Origin of the sequence: Nocardiopsis listeri (genome assembly GCF_020741345.1) — a bacterium.
Lineage (GTDB): Bacteria > Actinomycetota > Actinomycetes > Streptosporangiales > Streptosporangiaceae > Nocardiopsis > Nocardiopsis listeri_A.
Genome location: NZ_DYZD01000040.1, coordinates 11,337 through 29,809, shown reverse-complemented (window position 1 = coordinate 29,809; position 18,473 = coordinate 11,337). Strand labels below are relative to the sequence as shown.

Here is an 18,473-nt window from a genome sequence, read left to right as displayed (position 1 = left end):
TCCGCCCTACGGTCGCACCACGCCGGACTCCGGTACGCTCGTCCCGTGTTCAAGGTAGGAGTTTTCGGCGCCGATGGGCGCATGGGGTCAGAGGTCGTCAAAGCGGTTCAGGCCGCCGACGACATGGAACTCGTCGCGGGCGTGGACGCCGGCGACGATCGTGACGCGGTGCTGGGGGCCGACTACGTCGTCGACTTCACCCACCCCGACGCGGTGATGGACAACCTTCGGTGGTTGATCGACAACGGCATCCACGCCGTGGTCGGCACCACAGGCTTCGACGAGGCGAGGCTGGCGAGCGTCCGCGCGATGCAGGACGCGAAGCCCGGGGCGAAGGTGCTCATCGCCCCGAACTTCGGTATCGCCGCGGTGCTGATGATGCACTTCGCGAAGAAGGCCGCGCCCTACTTCGACTCCACCGAGATCATCGAACTGCACCACCCGAACAAGGCCGACGCGCCCAGCGGTACCGCCGCCCGGACCGCGGAGCTGGTCGCCGAGGCCCGCCGCGAGGCCGGCACCGCTCCGATGCCGGACGCCACCACCTCCGAGATCCCGGGCGCCCGCGGCGCCGACGTGGAGGGCGTGCGCGTCCACGCGCTGCGCGTCCAGGGCCTGATCGCCCACCAGGAAGTGGTCTTCGGCACCGACGGCGAGACCCTGAAGATCCGCCACGACTCGATGAACCGCACTTCGTTCATGCCCGGGGTCCTGCTCGGCGTGCGCCGGGTGGCGGACCTGCCGGACGCCCTGACGCTGGGCCTGGAGTCCCTCATGGGCCTGGACTGACCACACTCGTTCACAAGGGGGCCGCCCGACGGGCGGCCCCCTTCACGCGTTCAGGCCCCGCGGCGGCAGGTGTAGAAGAGCTGGACCTCGGGGCGGGCGTCGGGGTCCTTGGGTTCGAAGGTGACCACGCGCTCGTCCTCGATGACCAGACCGGCGTTGGTGACCACCTCGCGCAGCTCGTCGCGGGGATATCCCGACACACGGATCGCCGAGCCCAGGAAGGGGATCGGTTCGTCGTCGAGGTCGGATTCCACCATGGACAGGCACAGCAGGCCGCCCGGGGCCAGGGACGCGCGCACGCGGCCCAGGGCCTGGGCGATGCGGTCCTTGGGCAGACACAGCAGCGAGAAGAACGCCACGATCGCGTCGTAGGAGGTCTCGACCGGGTCCAGGTCCATGATGTCGGCCTGGCGGAACTCGGCCCCCGGAACGTTCTCGCGGGCCAGTTCCAGCATGCGTTCGGAGATCTCGAAACCGGTCACCCGGGCGCCGGCGTTGACCAGCTGGAGGGCGGTCGGCAACCCGGTGCCCGACCCCAGGTCCAGGACGTGCGCCCCCTGGGGAAGGGAGTCCAGTAGTCGACGTACGCAGTCCTCCTGGCCCTCCTTGTTCGGGAACGCCTCCTCGTAGCGTTCCCCGATGGCGTCGAAGGCCTCGGCCTGCTCCGCGCGTCGTTCGGCCCACGCTACGGGGTCCGGGGCGAGGTCACGTTGGTCTGTGTGGTCACTCGGCACGGCGGTGGTCTCTCCCTGGTGATGCGGGTTGGGAGGCGAATCCTAGCCGGACATGTGTCCGATGTGGTGAACGCTCAGATCCGCCCTGGCAGGACGGGGTGTCCGTCCTCCAGGTAGACCGGTCCGCCGGAGCGGTCGTCCACGTCGACACCGGCGACCATCCGGCGCGCCGTACCCCCGACCAGGTACTCCTCCAGCTTCTCCGGTGGCACCCAGGCCCATCCGGACAGTTCCTCCTCGGGCAGGACGAACTCCTCCGAGGGGACCTCCACCCGGAACAACCAGTGCAGGGCCGGGGTGCGCGGCGGGGCGGGCGGTACCCAGTCCGTCACCAGCAGGGCCCGGGGCGACGCGGGCACTCCGAGTTCCTCGGCGATCTCCCGTAGACAGGCGGTCAGGGGCGACTCCTCGGCCTCGATGATCCCGCCGGGGACACCCCACGGCCGATCGGGCATGTACACCCGCCGAACCAGCAGCACGTCGCCCTCGGCCGAACGGATGAGCGCCCCCGCCGATCCACGGGTGGCCGGCAGGGAGGCGAAGAAGTCCTCGTCGCTCAGTTCTCTCACCCGAGCGACTATAGGTCCGCTATCCCAGGAGCAGGGCGATGGAGAACAACGCCCCGAACACCATCTGCAGCTTCCCGGTCTCGCCCAACCCCAGCACCAGATCACGGCCGACCTGGCCGCCCAGCACCCGGCGCAGCGGCGGCACGGCCAGGGGCACCGCCAACAGCACCAGCGGCACCCACCAGGACACCGGCAGCAGGGCCGGCGCGAACACGAACGAGGCGACGATCATCCCGGCGTACATACGGCGGGTGCCGGTCTCGCCCAGACGCACCGCCAGGGTGATCTTCCCGGTCTCCCGGTCGGTGGGGATGTCGCGCAGGTTGTTGATCACCAGCACCGAGCAGGACAGCAGCCCGACCGGAACCGATGCCACCCACGCCTGCCAGGGGGCCGCCTCCAACTGCACGAACACGGTGCCCACCACGGCCACCACGCCGAAGAACACGAACACCGATACCTCGCCCAGCCCCCGGTAGCCATAGGGGCTGCGGCCACCGGTGTAGTACCAGGCGGCGGCGATCGCGGCCGCGCCGATCAACAGCAGCCACCACGAGGTGGTCGCCACCAGCACCAGACCCACCAGGCCGGCGAACGCGAAGCTCCCCAGAGCCGCAGCCAGGACCTGCCCGGGCGTCGCCAGCCCGGAGGCGGTCAACCGGGTGGGCCCGGTCCGTTCCTCGGTGTCGGTGCCCTTCACCCCGTCGCTGTAGTCGTTGGCGAAGTTCACCCCCACCTGCAGGGCCATCGACACCACCAACGCCAGGAGCGCCTTCCACCAGACGAACCCGTCCAGGGCGAAGGCCAACGCGCTGCCCACCGCCACCGGCACGATCGAGTTCGCAAGCGTGCGGGGGCGCAACCCCGAGACCCATTCACTGACCGTGGCCACGCGCCGGTCCTCCAGTTTCCACACAGGGCGCTCCTGGGCGCGCCACAACGACCACCCCACGGTAGTGCCTGCTCGAAGCGGGACCGAACCCTACTCGGAGATGGCCGCGTGCAGCCGCACCATGGGCACCAGCCGGCCCATGTCGATTTCTCGGCGGGCACCGTCGACGCGCCATCCCGAAGCCTCCACGAACGACCTCAGCGCGTTGTCCTCCTCCGGGGTCCACACGTGAACCGTGCCGAACCCGCCCTCGACCAGGTGGTCCACACACGCGTTCAGCAGTCGGCTGCCGTGCCCCTGACGGACCCGCTCGGGGTCCACGTGCAGGGCGAACAGCTCGGCGTCCTTGGCCGGCCACAGGTCGGGATCGCCCGCCGGACCGAACGCGGCGAATCCCACAACCGTGCGTTCCCCGCCCACCTCGTCGGTGGCCACCACCAACCGGTGCTTGGAGGTGGGGGGCGACTCCAGCGCCGTCGTCCACTGTTCCCGGAAACTCTCCCGGGCCTGGTCACCGGACATCTCCTCGGCCACCTCGGCGGGCAACAACTCCCCGTACACCGCGCGCCACGATGCCACCTGCAGGTCCACCACCGTGTCCACGTCGGCGGCACGGGCGGGACGGACGAACTGCGCACTGGACACGAAGGGCCTCCTCTGGGGGCCCATGCCCGAAACAAGTGGATGCCGGAGTTTCCGGAGCTTGCCCGAGCATGGGAACATCTATGGTGTGAGCCTCATTATCAGAGTTATCGTGAACGCGCTCGCCCTTTGGGCGGCTGTCTTCCTGATCGACGGCATCGAGATCCAGACCGACGACACCGTCGGTCAGATCGTCGTCTACCTGATCGTCGGTGCGATCTTCGGTGTGATCAACGCCGTCATCAAACCGATCGTCAAAACGGTCGGCTGCCTGTTCTACGCCCTGACCCTGGGTCTGATCGGGTTGGTCGTGAACGCGCTGCTGTTCATGCTCACCGGGTGGATCGCCGGGCTCTTCGAGCTCCCCTTCCACATCGACGGCTTCTGGCCCGCCTTCTGGGGCGCCATCGTCGTCACCATCGTGAGCTGGCTGCTCAGCATGTTCCTCCCCGACGGCAAGGACGACTGACTCCGGTACGGGCCACCTCTCGAATACGGTGGTCTTCCGGGTCCCGCCCGAGTGGCGTGGGCCCGGGCCGGGTAGGTTCACACTTCCGGGCTTCACACACCGGCGACGGTCCCTCACCTCGACCGACGAGGACGGGGACCGAACCGAATCGCGCTCCCGACACTCAAAGGGGCGACACAGACTTTCCCGCGTCCGGCCCCTACGGCCGATCGCGGTGGCGGACGCACAGCGCCGCCTCACCCGTGCACGGAGGAAAGCACCCGACACGGGACGCATCAGCTGATCGCGCAACACATGGAGAGGAGGAGGGGCACACGAGGGTCCGACCGCCACGCGGCCACGGACCCGAGGGCCTTTCACACATGATGATGGACAACAAGTACCGGCCGTTCGGCAAGATGCTGACCGCCATGGTCACCCCGATGCTCGAAGACGGCGAGCTCGACTACGACGGTGCCGCCAGACTCGCCACCTACCTGGTGGACGAGCAGCACAACGACGGCCTGATCATCAGCGGCACCACAGGTGAGTCGCCCACGACCAGCGACGAGGAGAAGGACCGCCTGCTCCGTACCGTCGTCGAGGCGGTCGGCGACCGGGCCCAGATCGTGGCGGGGGTGGGCACCAACGACACCCGTCACAGCGTCAGGCTGGCCAAGGCCGCCGAGAAGGCGGGCGCGCACGGCCTCCTGGCCGTCACGCCCTACTACAACAAGCCTCCGCAGGAAGGGCTGATCCGGCACTTCACCGAGATCGCCGACACCACCGAACTGCCGGTGATGCTCTACGACATCCCGCACCGCACCGGGACGCCGATCGCCTCCGAGACCCTGGTCCGCCTGGCCGAGCACCCGCGCATCGTCGCCAACAAGGACGCCAAGGACAACGTCGGCGCCAGCTCCTGGGTCATGGAGCGCACCGACCTGGCCTACTACTGCGGCACCGACATCCTGAACCTGCCGCTGCTGTCGGTGGGCGCGGCCGGTTTCGTCAGCGTCGTCGGCCACATCGTGGGCGCCGACCTCAAGGACATGATCGACGCGTTCGAGAAGGGCGAGGTCGGTCAGGCGCTGGCCATCCACCGTCGCCTCACCCCGGTCTACACCGGAATGTTCCGCACCCAGGGCGTCATCACCACCAAGGCCGTCCTCAACCTCTTCGGTCTTCCCTCCGGGCCGGTCCGCACCCCGCTCGCGGACGCCTCCGCCGAGCTCCAGGCCCTCCTGCGCGAGGACCTGGCCGCCGCCGGGGTCAAGGGCCCGATCGGGCTCGCCCCGCACCAGGCGGTTCCGGCCAGCGCCGTCCGCGTCGAACGTCTCACGGAGGGTTCCGTATGAGTCACCCGCACCCCGAGCTCGGCCCGCCCCCGCCCCAGGGCGAGGGCGTTCTGAGAATCGTCCCGTTGGGCGGCCTCGGAGAGATCGGTCGCAACATGACCGTCTTCGAGTACGCGGGCCGACTCCTCATCGTCGACTGCGGTGTGCTCTTCCCCGAGGAGGAGCAGCCCGGCGTCGATCTGATCCTGCCGGACTTCGACTACATCCGGGACCGCCTGGACGACGTCGAGGCCATCGTCCTCACCCACGGACACGAGGACCACATCGGTGGTGTGCCGTTCCTGCTGCGCGAGCGGGCGGACATTCCGATCGTCGGTTCCAAGCTCACCCTGGCGCTGATCAGCGCCAAGCTGGGCGAGCACCGCATCAAGCCGGAGACGGTCCTGGTCGAGGAGGGGGAGCGGCACGACTTCGGCCCCTTCGACCTGGAGTTCTTCGCGGTCAACCACTCCATCCCGGACGCGTTGGCCGTCGGTATCCGCACCCCCGGCGGGTCGGTGCTGCACACCGGTGACTTCAAGATGGACCAGCTGCCGCTGGACCACCGCCTCACCGACCTGGCCGGGTTCGCCCGGTTCGGCGACGAGGGTGTCGACATCCTCCTGTCGGACTCCACCAACGCCGAGCAGCCCGGGTTCGTCGTCAACGAGCGCGACCTGACCGAGGCCATCGACAAGGTGTTCCGGCAGGCCAAGAAGCGCATCGTCGTGGCCTGCTTCGCCTCGCACGTGCACCGTGTCCAGCAGGTCATCGACTCGGCGACCGAGCACGGCCGCAAGATCGCGTTCGTGGGACGCTCCATGGTCCGCAACATGAACATCGCGCGCGACCTGGGCTACCTGAGCATTCCCGGCGACACCATCGTCGACGTCAAGCAGCTCGACAAGATGCCCGCCGACGAGGTCGTGCTGATCTGCACCGGCTCCCAGGGCGAGCCCATGGCGGCGCTGAGCCGCATGGCCAGCCGTGACCACCAGATCCGCATCGAGGAGGGTGACACCATCCTGCTCGCCTCGTCGCTCATCCCGGGCAACGAGAACTCGGTCAACCGGGTGATCAACGGTCTGACCCGCTGGGGCGCCAAGGTCGTGCACAAGGGCAACGCCCTCGTGCACGTGTCCGGGCACGCCTCCGCCGGCGAGCTGCTGTACGTGCTCAACATGGTGCGCCCGCGCAACTTCATGCCGGTGCACGGCGAGTGGCGGCACATGCGCGCACACGCCGACCTGGCCAAGCTCACGGGCGTGCCGAACGACCGGATCGTCATCGCCGAGGACGGCGTTGTGGTCGACGTGTACAAGAACCGCGCGAAGATCGTGGGCGCCGTGCAGGCCGGCTACGTGTACGTGGACGGTTCCTCGGTCGGCGACGTCACCGACGCGGCGCTCAAGGACCGCCGCATCCTCGGTGAGGAGGGCTTCATCTCCGTCGTCCTGGCCGTGGACTCCAACACGGGCAAGATCCTGGGCGAGCCCGAGATCCACACCCGGGGCGCGGGCATCGGCGCGGACGCCTACGACGACGTCATCGACAAGCTCCAGGACGCCCTGGACAAGGCGGCCGCGGACGGGGTCAACGATCCCCACCAGCTGCGGCAGCTCATCCGCCGCAACACCGGTCGTTGGGTGAACGAGACGTACCGCCGTCGTCCCATGATCATCCCGGTCCTGGTCGAGGTCTGACCGGCGGGAGACGATCGATCGAACGGCCCGGGGCGAGTTCGCTCCGGGCCGTTCGGCCGTCGTGGGGACGACACGCCGGGGGAGTGTTCGTGCCTCGGGCTGGACGGCTTAGTAGGCTTCCCGCCGTGCCGGGATGCTGTGTCCGGGCCTTCGAGTTCGACCCCGTCCCCCGTGGAGGTGACCCCCGATGGCCACGCGTGCCTCCTCTGGTGGTGCCGGGCGCAAGAAGCCCGCCGCGCGCAAGCCCGCGGCCAAGAAGCGCATGCCGGACGGGCCCATCGCCTACGTGGTCGCCCTCTTCGGGCAGTTCTTGCTGGTCCTGTGGAAGCTCATCGCCCACACCGTGGGCGGGGCGGCCCGTGCGGTCGGCCGTAGCGCCCGTGACCTGGACCCCGACCTGCGCCGGGACGGCATCGGGCTGATCCTGCTGGCCCTGGGCATCCTCGTGGCCGCGGCCGTGTGGTGGCAGAGCGACGGGCCCCTGCTGGAGGCCACCCGCATGGTGGTCGTCGGCGGAGTCGGCGCCTTCTCACCGATCCTGCCGTTGCTGTTCCTGCCCTTGGCGATCAAGCTGATGCGCACGCCCAGCACCGCCAAGGAGGGTGACGCGGGCCGGCTCTTCATCGGGGTCACCTCGATCATGCTCGGCCTGCTCGGCCTCATACACATCGCCCACGGCATCCCGCAGCCCGCCGATGGCATGGAGGGGATCCAGAACGCCGGCGGCATCATCGGGTTCGTGGCCTCCGGTCCGCTCAGCGCGGTGGTCACCCCCTGGCTCACCGGGCTGCTCCTGACCCTGATCCTGATCTTCGGCGTCCTCGTGGTCACCGCCACCCCCATCCGGCGCATCCCCGACCGGCTCCAGACCCTGTTCAGCGCCCTGATGGAACGCGACCCCGGGCCGGACGCCGGTATCGGGATCCTGGGCGCCGAGACGGAGAAGAAGCCCGCCAGGTCGCGCAAGCGCAAGGCCGCGTCCGCAGAGAACAAGACGGTCGCCGGTGACCACGAGCGCCCCTACGACACACCCGTGGTCTCCGAAACGGACGGGCCGATCGCCCCGGCCCTGACCGACGAGGAGGAGTCCTCCCAGGCGGAGAAGTCGCCCCCCAAGAAGAAGACCAAGGCCAGGACCGCGGTCCCCGACCCCACGCCGGCTCCCGCCACCACAGAGCAGCTCTCCATCCCCTCCCGCGTGGTGGAGGGCGACTACGAACTGCCGCTCACCACACTGCTCAAGCCCGGTTCCGCGCCCAAGGAGCGGACCAAGGCCAACGACGACGTCGTGGCCGCCCTGTCCGGGGTCATGGAGCAGTTCAAGATCGACGCCGAGGTCACCGGGTTCACCCGCGGACCGACGGTCACCCGCTACGAGATCGAGCTCGGCCCGGCGGTGAAGGTCGAGAAGGTCACCGCCCTGTCCAAGAACATCTCCCTGGCGGTCAAGAGCGCCGACGTGCGCATCCAGTCGCCCATCCCCGGCAAGTCCGCGATCGGTGTGGAGATCCCCAACACCGACAAGGACATAGTCAGCCTGGGCGACGTGCTCCGCTCCGCGGCGGCCACCTCCGACGACCACCCGATGCTGGTCGGGTTGGGCAAGGACGTGGAGGGCTCCAACGTCGTGGCCAACCTGGCCAAGATGCCGCACGTGCTGGTCGCGGGCGCCACCGGCGCGGGTAAGTCCACCTGCATCAACGGGCTCATCACCTCGCTGATGATGCGCTCCACCCCCGACGAGGTGCGCATGATCCTGGTCGACCCCAAGCGGGTCGAGCTCACCATGTACGAGGGCATCCCGCACCTGATCACCCCCATCATCACCAGCCCGAAGAAGGCCGCCGAGGCCCTCCAGTGGGTGGTGGGGGAGATGGACCGTCGCTACGACGACCTGGCCGCGTCCGGTTACCGACACATCGACGACTTCAACGCCGCTGTGCGCACCGGCGAGCTCAAGGCCCCGCTCGGCAGCGAACGCCGGTACGAGCCCTACCCCTACCTGTTGGTCATCGTCGACGAGCTCGCCGACCTGATGATGGTCGCCCCGCGCGACGTCGAGGACTCGGTCGTGCGCATCACCCAGCTGGCCCGCGCCGCCGGCATCCACCTGGTCCTGGCCACCCAGCGGCCCAGCGTCGACGTCGTCACCGGTCTGATCAAGGCCAACGTCCCCTCCCGATTGGCGTTCGCCACCTCCAGCCTCGCCGACAGCCGGGTCATCCTCGACCAGCCCGGCGCGGAGAAGCTCGTCGGCAAGGGCGACGCCCTGTTCCTGCCGATGGGCGCGGGCAAACCCATCCGACTGCAGAACGCGTGGGTCGCCGAGAAGGAGATCCGCGGGATCGTCGACCACTGCAAGAAGCAGGCCGAACCGAGCTACCGCGAGGACGTCGCCGCCGAGGCCGTCAAGAAGAAGGAGATCGACGAGGACATCGGCGACGACATGGACCTGCTGTTGCAGGCCGTCGAGCTGGTGGTCACCACCCAGTTCGGGTCCACGTCGATGCTGCAGCGCAAGCTCCGGGTCGGCTTCGCCAAGGCGGGCCGGCTCATGGACCTCATGGAGAGCCGCGACGTGGTCGGCCCCAGCGAGGGTTCCAAGGCTCGTGACGTCCTCGTGCAGGCCGACGATCTGGCCGCCGTGCTGACCGACATCCGCGGCGGCTGACCCTCACCCGACACCCTCACGCCGCCCGGGTCGCCCGATTTGGTGCGATCTTGGATACGGCATGGGGCGTGGTGACCTGCGATGCGTGCCCTGAAGTAGCAGAGTGGGTCGACGTAGGCACGGACAGTCGCGGGGGGAGTGTGCATGGCGACGATCGGTCAGACCTTGTCCGCCGCACGAATCGCGGCGGGTTGCTCCTTGGAGCACCTGAGCACACGTACACGCATTCGCATGCAGGTCCTCAGGGCCATTGAGAACGAGGACTTCGTCCCCTGTGGAGGGGACTTCTACGCACGCGGTCACATCCGCAGGATCTGCAAGTTCCTCGGACTCGACGCGGGACCTCTGTTGGAGGAGTACGACCGCGAACACGCCTCGGACGAAAAGCCCCTCTTCGTTCCCCCACAGTGGCACCCGGCCACGAAGACGAAGAAGAAGGCGGCCCGGGCGGCGGCGGGCGGCGGCGAGCAGGGCCGCGCGGAGAACGAAGAGGACGAGGCGCCCCAGGAGGTCCCCCGTCGCGTCGGCGACGAGGACCTCGACCCCACTCAGCGGGCCGAGCGCTGGGGCCATTTCGAACGCAACAAGAAACTGGCGCGCCCGACTCGCCCGGCGAGTCGGTCCCGCAAGCGTGCCGCCCCGGTGCCGCAGCCTCGCGGTTCCGAGGAGGACCACGCCGAGGAGACCGCCACCGGGGCGACGGCCCAGGAACCGCGGGCCCGGAGCACCGCGGCCGAGGCGCGTCCCGTCGGCGGGGTACGCCGGCACTGGCCGTGGGCGGTGGTCGGCCTCATTGTCGTCGCCGCCCTCATCGTCGGTGTGCGGACCTGGAACGGTTGGGAGGAGGGCGATCCGGCCCGGACCGCCTTCGAGAACGTGCCCGACGAGGACTCGGGTGCGCAGGAGAACGTGGGTTCCGTGGTCGTGCCAGAGGAGGAACCGGTGGGCAAGGCGCAGGCGTGGGGGCCCGAGAAGGCCGCCGAACCCGCCGAATTCACCGTTCGGCTCACGGGCTCCGGGCGGAGCTGGGTCAAGGTCACCGACCACGAGGGCGGGGACGTGTTCACCGGCTTCATCGTCGAGGGTGAGACCCTCGACTACGTCACCGAGGAGCCCCTGAGCTTCCGTCTGGGGAAGCCCTCGCTGGTCGACGTCGCCGTCGACGGCGAGGACCTGGGGGACGGGGCCGACTCCGGGGGAGTCGGGGACTTCACCATCGACGGAGACGGGTTCGTCGACTGACGTGAGCGAGGGTTCCACCTCACCGGAGCGGGAGTACACGAAGGCCGGGGTACGGGCGGGTGAGCCGACCACTGTAGGGTGGGAGGCTGCGGGCGACGTCGATCGACGTCGCGCCGCGCGAGCGATCCGCCCGTACTCCGGCCTTCGCCGTGCCGCGTCCCGCACCACTCACAGCTCTCCCACACGCTTGGAAGCCATGTCATCGCGCCGTACTGTCTCACTCGTCACCCTGGGGTGTGCGCGTAACGAGGTCGACTCCGAAGAGCTCGCCGGACGCCTGGCGGCCGGCGGCTGGGACCTCGTCGACGACGACACCCAGGCCGACGTGACCGTCGTCAACACCTGCGGTTTCATCGACGCCGCCAAGCAGGACTCCATCGAGACCCTGCTGGAGGCGGCCGAGAACGGTGGCAAGGTCGTCGCGGCCGGATGCATGGCCGAACGGTACGGTTCCGAACTGGCCGACTCCCTGCCCGAGGCCCAGGTGATCGGCTTCGACGACTACGCGAACATCACCGACCGTCTCGACGACGTCGTGGCCGGGCGTTCGCTGGTCCCGCACGACCCGCGAGACCGCCGCACCCTGCTGCCGATCAGCCCGGCCGACCGCGACGCCTCCCAGGTCCACGTGCCCGGTCACGCCACCTTCGCCGAGGCGGAGGGTGCCGAGGGCACCGATCTGCCCTACCGCACCGCCGTTCCGCGCCGTCGCCTCACCGGCGGACCCGTGGCCAACCTCAAGATCGCCTCGGGCTGCGACAGACGCTGCACCTTCTGCGCCATCCCGGCCTTCCGCGGTGCCTACATCTCCCGTCATGCCGACGAGATCGTCCGCGAGGCCGAGTGGCTGGCGAGCGAGGGCGTGCGCGAGGTCTTCCTGGTCAGCGAGAACTCCACCTCCTACGGCAAGGACCTGGGCGACGTACGCGCGCTGGAGAAGCTGCTGCCGCGCCTGGCCGCCGTCGAGGGCCTGGAGCGGGTGCGGGTCAGCTACCTGCAGCCCGCCGAGGTCCGGCCCGGCCTGGTGGAGGTGCTCACCTCCACCCCCGGTGTGGTGCCCTACTTCGACCTCTCCTTCCAACACGCCAGCGGCCCCCTGCTGCGCCGCATGCGCCGCTTCGGTGACCGCGAGCGCTTCCTGGAGCTGCTCGCCACCGCACGCAAGGCCGCGCCGGAGGCCGGTGCGCGCTCCAACTTCATCGTCGGCTTCCCCGGCGAGACGGAGGAGGAGTTCGAGGAGCTCGTGTCCTTCCTCAGCGAGGCCCGCCTGGACGCCATCGGTGTCTTCGGCTACTCCGACGAGGACGGCACCGAGGCCCTGAACCACCCGGACAAGGTGGCGGAGGACGTCGTCGCCGAGCGCGTGGACCGACTCAACCGGCTGGCCGAGGAACTCATGTCCCAGCGGGCCGAGGAACGCATCGGCAGCGAGGTGACCGTCCTGGTGGAGGCCGTCCTCGACGACGGCGTCTACGAGGGCCGGTCCGGTCACCAGGCACCCGAGGTGGACGGCAGTACCATCCTGTACGGCGAGGGCCTCGCCGTCGGTGACATGGTGCGCGCCACCGTCATCCAGGCGGCCGGGGCCGACCTCGTCGCCGAACAGGACGGGGAAGCCGGAGACAGATGAGCACCCACGACCCCGCGGCGTCGCCCGCCCCCCAGGTTCCCCTGTGGAACATCGCGAACATCCTCACGATGAGCCGCCTGGTCATGGTGCCGCTCTTCGTCTGGTTCATGTTCTTGGACGGCACGTGGTGGCACCTGGCGGCGTTCGGCGTCTTCGTCGTGGCCGCCATCACCGACCGCGTCGACGGTGAACTGGCCCGTCGCCGCAACCTGGTCACCGACTTCGGCAAGATCGCCGACCCGATCGCCGACAAGGCGCTCACCGGGGCGGCGCTCATCGTGCTGTCCATCCAGGGCGACCTGTGGTGGTGGGTGACCATCGCCATCCTGGTGCGCGAGTGGGGCATCACCCTGCTGCGCCTGGCCGTGCTGCGCTACGGGGTGATGCCCGCGAGCAGCGGCGGCAAGCTCAAGACCGTCCTGCAGATCGTCGCGATCAGCATCTACCTGTTCCCGTTGCACCTGCTGCCGTTCACCGAGGTGTTCACCTGGATCGCCCACGCCGTCATGGCGGTGGCCCTGGCGATCACCCTGTGGACCGGACTGACCTACGTCCTGGACGCGGTGCGTCTGGTACGCGCCAAGGGCGGAAACAGGACGTGAGCCGGGAGGAGCCCCGGCCCGAGGCCGTGGTCATCGGTAGGGCGGCCCTGGAGGCCGCCACCGACCTCCACCGTGCCCTGTTCGAGGCCGGGGCCACCTGCGCCACCGCCGAGTCCCTCACGGGCGGTCTGATCGGCGCTCACCTGACCGCCGTCCCCGGTGCCTCCGCCACCTACCGGGGTGGTTTGGTGACCTACGCCACCGATGCCAAGGCCTCCCTGCTGGGTGTGCCCGCCGACCTGCTGGCCGAGCACGGCGCCGTCCACCCCGACGTGGCCCTCCACATGGCCGGGGGCGCCCGCCGGGCGCTCAGGTCGGACTTCGCGGTCGCCGTCACCGGGGTCGCCGGCCCGGATCCCCAGGACGGGCGGCCCGTCGGCACCGTCTTCGCCGCGGTGGCGGGACCCGACTCGCGCACACGGGTCGAACGGTTCCGTTTCACCGGGGATCGTGCGGGTATCCGCTATCACACGGTCGAGGGTGCGCTGAGGCTCCTGATGGCCGCCGTTCGCGGGAACGATGCGGGCAGCAGCATCCGGTATTGACCCTTTCGCCCGGTGCCCTCTCCCAAGGCGTGGGAACAAAAACACCCCCGTATGGGGTTCTCCCTCCAGCGAACAGGACAACGTGAGGTGCCCGAATCGGGCGTGAGGCGGGTACGGTGTTGTATATGAAGGTCGCTACCGGTGGGAGGGAGCGCGAATGATGGTCCTGCTTCGTCACCTACTTGGTGACGTGCTCAGGCGGCTGCGGCAGCGCCAGGGCCGCACCCTCCGTGAAGTGTCGGCCGACGCACGTGTTTCCCTCGGTTATCTGTCAGAGGTCGAGCGCGGGCAGAAGGAAGCCTCTTCCGAGTTGCTGTCATCGATCTGCGGGGCCCTCGGGGTCCCGTTGTCACAGGTGCTCAGGGAGGTCTCCGACCAATTGGCGCTGGCCGAACTCCAGGAAGCCGCCCTTTTGGAGGACGCGGTCTCCGGCGACCCCGTTCCCGCCCAGGACCTCGGTATCGCGCCCGTACCCGACCGGGTTCCCCAGGTGGCCGACATGGCGGGTGTTTGACCCGACCCCTCACGCACATAGACGCAAAAAACCGGTCCTTCCCGAAAGGGAGGACCGGTTTTTCGTGTCTTCGGGGTTCAGCGGTGGGTGTGGTTGACCCAGGAATCGGGGTCCTCGGCCAGGACTCGCACCTGGTCGGGGAGGTCGTTGGTGACCAGGTGCTGGAGGTTGACCCCCTCCAGGATGGCGCGTTCACTGGCGCGCAGGGCGATCCACACCTGTTGCAGGCTGCGGGCGGCCCCGTCGTAGTCGACGTGTTCGGGACGTTCCCCGCGTACGTTGGCGAGCGGTCCGTCGACCGCTCGGATGATGTCGGCGAGGGATATTTCCCCCGCGGGCCGGGCGAGCCAGTAGCCGCCAACGGGACCCCGTTGGCTGCGGACCAGGCCTGCTCGGCGTAGCTGGGTGAGGATGTTCTCTAGGAATTTTCCGGGGATGGCCTGCGCGCGTGCGAGCTGCTCGGCCGTCACCGGACCGTCGCCGGCGACAGCGAGCTCTGCGGCCGCGCGAAGCGCGTAGTCGACCCGGGCTGAAAGACGCATGCTGTGATTATGCCGTGGTTAGAAGGGCGAATGGGGCACCGGTCCCCGACGGGTGTCGCCGACGGCCGGGTTGCTACGGCTCAAGGGTACTTCTCCTACCGGGTACGGGGGACATGGGTGACGATTCGGAGACCGGCACGGCGCGAGCCATCTAAGTGACCGATGTGGCCGGATCCGGTCAGCCGGTCACCTCCAGGGCCCCGGCGGCGCCGAGAAGTTCGGCCGCGCTCAGCCCGTTGACGTGGGCCGCCCCGTAGGTGCTCACGTAGGCGCCGCAGTCGGGTCGCCAGATGGGCAGACCCATCTCCACCACCACGGCCTTCGGGTGGGCCGCCAAAAGGCCTCTGACGAACGTCTGAGCGCTCGGGTAACGGTGAGCGTCCCGCACGACCACGACCAGGTCGCGACCGTCCACCGCGGTCAGTACAGCCGAGGGGTCGTCGACCTCGGGGGAGACCCGCACGGTGTCGTGGAACCACGGGCCCAGGCCCCAGGGGACGTCGCCCACCGCCATGCCCGCGGGGGCGTCCACCTCGACCACGTACGGGTTCTCCAACGGCGGCAGCTCACCGTCCACCCGAACGGCCCGGCGGGCGCCGGTCAGTCCGATGGCGGACGAGGTGGCGCCCTCGTGGGCGCGTTCGACGGCGGAACGACCCACCCACGCGCGCAGGCGCGTGTTGCGTTCGGCGGCCTCCTCCAGCCGCTCACCACGGAGTCGACCCTCGCGGACCGCCCGCACCAGGGCGGCCCGGACCTCGGCGACCTGGTCGGCGTACACGAATCGGCCCAGGCACAGCAGGTCGCAGCCGGCCGCGACGGCCAGCACGCTCGCCTCGGGGATGCCGATGCGCTCGCTCACCCCGCGCATGTCCATCGCGTCGCTCACCACGACCCCGGTGAACCCCATCTCGTCGCGCAGGAGGTCGTTGAGCAGCGCGTGGTTGAGGGTGGCGGGCCCCTCGGTGCCCAGAGCGGGCAGTTCGATGTGGGCGGTCAGGATCGACCGCACTCCCGCGTCGACGGCGGCCCGGAAGGGCATCAGCTCACGGCTGCGCAGCAGGTCGGCGTCGGCCTCCACCAGGGGAAGCGTGTGGTGGGAGTCCTGCGAGGTCGCGCCGTGGCCCGGGAAGTGCTTGGCGCAGGCGGCCACTCCGGCCTCCTGCAGGCCCCGCACCGAGGCGGCGGCGTGCCGGGCGACCAACTCGGCGTCCGAACCGAAGGAGCGCGTTCCGATCACCGGGTTGTCGTCGGCGACGTTGACGTCCACCGACGGCGCCAGGTCCAGGTTGAAGCCCAGATCGGCCAGTTCCAGTCCGAGGGCTCGGAAGGTCTCACGGGTCAGGTCGGGGTCGTCGACCGCGCCCAGGGCGGCGTTGCCGGGGTAGTCGCTGCCGTGCGCCTGACCGATGCGGGTGACGTCGCCACCCTCCTCGTCCAGGGAGATCAACGGTGGAAGGTCGGTGACCTCGCACAGGCTCGCGTTGAGCGCGGTCACCTGCTCGGCGCTGCGCAGGTTGTTGTGGAACAGGCAGACGCCCGAGATCCCGTCCGCCAGACCGTCCAGGATCCAGCGGGGGGCCTGGTAGGACTCGAAGGGCACCAGCAGGGTGGCGTTGGCCAGACGCTCCAGGGTCGGGTCGTGCGGCATGGCGGACTCCGTTCGTGAACATGGGTGCCCGATCGCGGGCATACGTGTGGCGGGGAAAGGGGGTGTCGGTGTGTTTTACGAGGTCAGCCCTTGACCGCTCCCATGGTCAGGCCGGAGACCATACGGCGTTGGACGAAAAGGAAGAAGATCATCACGGGGACGGTCAGCAGCGTCGAGGCGGCCATGATCGATCCCCATTCGATGGAAACGGCGCCGAAGTAGTACTGCAGGGAGATCGGCAGGGTGTAGGCACCGGTGTTGTTCTGCAAGAACGTGAAGGCGACGAGGAACTCGTTCCACGCGGTGATGAACGCGAAGATGCTCGCCGCCGCCAGGCCGGGCGCCACCAGCGGCATGAGGATCCGCCAGAAGATCGTCCAACCGCCGGCGCCGTCGATGGCCGCGGCCTCCTCCAACTCCCGGGGAACCGCGGACACGAAGTTGCGGATCATCAGGATGGTGATCGGCAGAGAGACCGCCACGTAGATCACGAACACGCCGGACAGGTTGCCGACCAGTTCGAGGTCCAGGGCGTTGCCCAGGTGGAAGAAGTTGATGAACAGGGAGATGATCAGCGCCTCGACCGGGACCATCTGGATCACCAGCAGCATGATGATGAAGGTCGAGCGCAGCTTGAACCGGAACCGGGCCACGGCGATGGCGGCGAGCAGGGCCAGCATCGCGGCGAAGGCCACCGACCCGACGGTCACCACCAGGCTGTTGCCGAGGAAGGACCAGAACGAGGTGCCGGGGATGAGGACGCCCGACAGGACCCGCTCGAAGTGCTCCAGGGTGATCTCGCGTGGGAACAGGGTGGGCCGACGGGTGAAGATCTCGCCGGTGGGCCGAAGCGCGGTGGCAAGGACCCAGTAGACGGGGAAGACGGCGAAGACGAAGACCGTGAGGGCGGCCAGGTACAGGCCGAGTCTTCCGACGGACCTGCGCAGTCGGTGGACGTTGTTCATCGGGCCTCCTCCTGGCGGATCATGGTGCGCAGGTAGTACGCGCTGATCACGAGTACCAGGACGGTCATGATCACGGCGATCGCCGACCCCATGCCGTAGTTGGGCGGGGTCGAGGCGAAGCCCAGTTGGAAGATGTAGGTCGGGATCAGCGAGATGTCCCGGTTGCTGACGCCGTTGCCGAGGATGAACAGCTGGGTGAAGATCCGGAAGTCCCAGATCACCTGCAGCACCAGCAGCAGCGCGAAGAGCGGGCGCAGCATCGGGAAGGTGACGCTCCAAAAGCTCTTCCACGCGCCGGCACCGTCCATGCGCGCGGCCTCGTAGAGCTCGTGCGGGATGCTCTTGAGCCCCGCCAGGATGCTGATCGCCACGAACGGGAACGACTGCCACACCACGGTGACGATGAGGATGGGGAAGAGGGTGCTCGGCGAGTTGAACCAGTTGAACTCGTTCCACCCCGAGCCCACCAACCAGTCGGGCAGCGCGGTCAGGAGGGTGTTGATCAGCCCGTACCTGGTGTCGAACAGCCAGCGGTAGACGATGGCGGCGCTGATGACGGGTGTGGCCCACGCCAGCATCAGGCCGAGCCCGAGGGTGGTCGACGCCCACTTGGGCAGCTTGTGCATGAGGATGCCGACGAGCGTCCCGAGGATCATCGTCAGGAGCACCATGGTCAGGCAGACGACGATCGTGTTGCGGAACACCGACCAGAAGCGGTCGTCGGTGAGCACGTAGAGGTAGTGGCCGAAGTTGTTCCACTGTGCCTCTTGGCCCCGCAGCTGCTGCAGGCCGTAGTCGTGCAGCGAGATCCACAGCATCTGACCGATGGGCCAGAGCAGGACCACCGCGAGCACGGTCAGGGCGGGCAGGATCAGGAGGTAGGGGACGAGCCTGATGCGGGTGCGGCGGGAGGCGGCCGGTGGCCGTCCGGGCGAGGGCGCCTCGGGTTCCGTGGCGCGTTCCAACGTTTGAGTCATGGACCGTTCCTGGCTGGTCG

General features: G+C 68.9%; 18 protein-coding genes. 10 read left to right on the top strand and 8 right to left on the bottom strand.

Features of this window, described 5'->3' with window-relative positions; translation table 11 throughout:
• The first annotated feature begins 45 nt into the window (after nt 1-45).
• Nucleotides 46-789: a 4-hydroxy-tetrahydrodipicolinate reductase gene (dapB, locus tag K8V84_RS02200; RefSeq protein ID WP_304069669.1), complete on the top strand. Its 744-nt coding sequence runs from the start codon at nt 46-48 to the stop codon at nt 787-789.
• 50 nt (nt 790-839) lie between these two features.
• On the opposite strand, the gene K8V84_RS02195 is transcribed toward dapB, so the two are convergent.
• The 4 genes from K8V84_RS02195 to K8V84_RS02180 all read right to left on the bottom strand — a co-directional run bounded on the left by K8V84_RS02195 (nt 840) and on the right by K8V84_RS02180 (nt 3,629).
• Nucleotides 840-1,523 (bottom strand): class I SAM-dependent methyltransferase, encoded by a 684-nt coding sequence (locus tag K8V84_RS02195; protein WP_304069668.1) that lies wholly within the window; start codon nt 1,521-1,523, stop codon nt 840-842.
• A 74-nt stretch (nt 1,524-1,597) separates the two neighbouring features.
• Complete coding sequence (locus K8V84_RS02190) at nt 1,598-2,092, bottom strand: NUDIX hydrolase (protein WP_304069667.1); 495 nt, start codon at nt 2,090-2,092, stop codon at nt 1,598-1,600.
• Nucleotides 2,093-2,111: 19 nt separating this feature from the next.
• Nucleotides 2,112-2,984 (bottom strand): 1,4-dihydroxy-2-naphthoate polyprenyltransferase, encoded by an 873-nt coding sequence (locus tag K8V84_RS02185; protein ID WP_304069665.1) that lies wholly within the window; start codon nt 2,982-2,984, stop codon nt 2,112-2,114.
• A gap of 90 nt (nt 2,985-3,074) precedes the next feature.
• Nucleotides 3,075-3,629, bottom strand: coding sequence for a GNAT family N-acetyltransferase (locus K8V84_RS02180; RefSeq protein WP_304069663.1), 555 nt, complete (start codon nt 3,627-3,629; stop codon nt 3,075-3,077).
• Between the two features lie 85 nt (nt 3,630-3,714).
• On the opposite strand from K8V84_RS02180, the gene K8V84_RS02175 reads away from it, so the two are divergent.
• The 9 genes from K8V84_RS02175 (at nt 3,715) to K8V84_RS02135 (ending at nt 14,318) form a co-directional block, all read left to right on the top strand.
• Nucleotides 3,715-4,095: a phage holin family protein gene (locus K8V84_RS02175; RefSeq protein WP_304069661.1), complete on the top strand. Its 381-nt coding sequence runs from the start codon at nt 3,715-3,717 to the stop codon at nt 4,093-4,095.
• 365 nt (nt 4,096-4,460) lie between these two features.
• The gene (gene dapA / locus K8V84_RS02170; protein WP_067604932.1) at nt 4,461-5,432 is read left to right on the top strand and encodes a 4-hydroxy-tetrahydrodipicolinate synthase; all 972 of its coding nucleotides are present in this window, start codon (nt 4,461-4,463) and stop codon (nt 5,430-5,432) included.
• Nucleotides 5,429-7,114 (top strand): ribonuclease J, encoded by a 1,686-nt coding sequence (locus K8V84_RS02165; RefSeq protein ID WP_304069659.1) that lies wholly within the window; start codon nt 5,429-5,431, stop codon nt 7,112-7,114. Before dapA ends, K8V84_RS02165 begins: the two co-directional genes overlap by 4 nt.
• Nucleotides 7,115-7,301: 187 nt before the next feature.
• Nucleotides 7,302-9,785, top strand: coding sequence for a DNA translocase FtsK (locus tag K8V84_RS02160; protein WP_304069657.1), 2,484 nt, complete (start codon nt 7,302-7,304; stop codon nt 9,783-9,785).
• Nucleotides 9,786-9,929: 144 nt separating this feature from the next.
• Entirely contained in the window at nt 9,930-11,027 is a 1,098-nt protein-coding gene (locus tag K8V84_RS02155) for a helix-turn-helix domain-containing protein (protein ID WP_304069655.1), read from the top strand.
• Between the two features lie 196 nt (nt 11,028-11,223).
• Nucleotides 11,224-12,657 (top strand): 30S ribosomal protein S12 methylthiotransferase RimO, encoded by a 1,434-nt coding sequence (rimO, locus tag K8V84_RS02150; RefSeq protein WP_304069653.1) that lies wholly within the window; start codon nt 11,224-11,226, stop codon nt 12,655-12,657.
• Nucleotides 12,654-13,259: a CDP-diacylglycerol--glycerol-3-phosphate 3-phosphatidyltransferase gene (gene pgsA / locus K8V84_RS02145; RefSeq protein ID WP_304069650.1), complete on the top strand. Its 606-nt coding sequence runs from the start codon at nt 12,654-12,656 to the stop codon at nt 13,257-13,259. Before rimO ends, pgsA begins: the two co-directional genes overlap by 4 nt.
• Before the next feature lie 26 nt (nt 13,260-13,285).
• Entirely contained in the window at nt 13,286-13,804 is a 519-nt protein-coding gene (locus tag K8V84_RS02140) for a CinA family protein (protein WP_304069695.1), read from the top strand.
• 157 nt (nt 13,805-13,961) lie between these two features.
• Entirely contained in the window at nt 13,962-14,318 is a 357-nt protein-coding gene (locus K8V84_RS02135; protein ID WP_304069648.1) for a helix-turn-helix domain-containing protein, read from the top strand.
• Nucleotides 14,319-14,395: 77 nt separating this feature from the next.
• Here K8V84_RS02135 and K8V84_RS02130 read toward each other — a convergent pair whose 3' ends face one another.
• The 4 genes from K8V84_RS02130 to K8V84_RS02115 all read right to left on the bottom strand — a co-directional run bounded on the left by K8V84_RS02130 (nt 14,396) and on the right by K8V84_RS02115 (nt 18,453).
• On the bottom strand, nt 14,396-14,860 hold the full coding sequence (locus tag K8V84_RS02130) for an Rrf2 family transcriptional regulator (protein WP_304069646.1): 465 nt from the start codon (nt 14,858-14,860) through the stop codon (nt 14,396-14,398).
• A 178-nt stretch (nt 14,861-15,038) separates the two neighbouring features.
• The gene (locus K8V84_RS02125) at nt 15,039-16,511 is read right to left on the bottom strand and encodes a glycoside hydrolase family 3 protein (protein WP_304069645.1); all 1,473 of its coding nucleotides are present in this window, start codon (nt 16,509-16,511) and stop codon (nt 15,039-15,041) included.
• Nucleotides 16,512-16,594: 83 nt separating this feature from the next.
• Entirely contained in the window at nt 16,595-17,476 is an 882-nt protein-coding gene (locus tag K8V84_RS02120; protein ID WP_304069644.1) for a carbohydrate ABC transporter permease, read from the bottom strand.
• Complete coding sequence (locus K8V84_RS02115; protein WP_304069642.1) at nt 17,473-18,453, bottom strand: sugar ABC transporter permease; 981 nt, start codon at nt 18,451-18,453, stop codon at nt 17,473-17,475. The genes K8V84_RS02120 and K8V84_RS02115 overlap by 4 nt, the downstream gene beginning before the upstream one ends.
• Between the last annotated feature and the right edge of the window lie 20 nt (nt 18,454-18,473).